Origin of the sequence: Halolamina salina (assembly GCF_042678005.1) — an archaeon.
GTDB lineage: Archaea > Halobacteriota > Halobacteria > Halobacteriales > Haloferacaceae > Halolamina > Halolamina salina.
The window spans coordinates 1-943 of the sequence record NZ_JBHUDH010000152.1 but is presented as its reverse complement, the minus strand read 5'-3'; the positions used below and the strand labels follow the sequence as shown (position 1 = coordinate 943).

Sequence of the window (943 nt, the reverse complement as noted above, 5' to 3'; positions counted from 1 at the left end):
CACGCGGTGGAGGTAGTCCGCGCTCCACCGAGCGAACCGTGAGCCGATGCTCTTGATGGTGAGGTGTGCGGAACGAGTCCCTGTCTGTTGGAGGTTGCCGCGCCGACGCTCATACTCGTCGCGGCGGTGATTGAGGTAGTCTGCATTACCGAGGAACGCTCCTGTGCTGGTGACGGCGAGGTAGCCGTCCACGTTCAAATCGACGCCGAGAACCACTCCGTTCTCGGTCGAATCGTCGCTAGAATCAGCGGGTTCGACTTGTTTCTCGACTGCGACGTGGAGATAGTATGCTCCGTCCCGTTTGTGGAGCGTGGCTTCCTTGCGTTCCCAGTCGTCCGTCCAATACTCCGCGAAGGGTGTCCCCGCGTCGTCTTCGGGTGTGACGAACTCGGCGGTCACGCGGTCGCCCACGGTTGCGAGCGTTACGTGGTCGTCGTGATAGGTGATGGTGCGACCGTTGTACACGACAACTGAGCCTCGGAACTCGGGCTTGCTGGCTTTCTTGCCGTCGTCGAGGATTCGGTCTTTGCAGTTGCCGAGTGCGTCGGCGGCGAGGTTGCGGGCGGATTGGACGAGACTGGCTTGCAGACTGGTCTGCTCCCGAACCTCCGTGTAAGTTTGGTCGTGGAGCGTGTTTTTGATGTCCTCGATTTCTGTGGGGTCGTCGCTCCATCCAACGTCAGCGACGTGTTGGGCCGCCTGTTGGAATTGCTCGAACGTTGCATCGAGAACGCTGTGTGCATCCTCGGGAACGTCGAGCTTTATCTGGATGTTGCGGACGACCTCCATACTTCATTAGTACTGTTGAAGATACTTGAAAGTATTTGTTCAAAGTGGGGGAGTCGGCCTTGCCATCGCGTGTGGATTGTGTCATCGAGTGTCGGCTTCCTCCCCGACCTCAAGGGTCGGGGTATCCGCCTCGCAATCTCTATGAAAACACGCT

Annotated in this window: 1 protein-coding gene; it reads right to left on the bottom strand. The window is 58.5% G+C overall.

Features of this window, described 5'->3' with window-relative positions; all coding sequences use genetic code 11:
• Window positions 1–789: nuclease/transposase family protein (locus tag ACFR9S_RS12880; protein WP_459077208.1), on the bottom strand; the 789-nt coding region annotated here is incomplete at its 3' end.
• Between the last annotated feature and the right edge of the window lie 154 nt (window positions 790–943).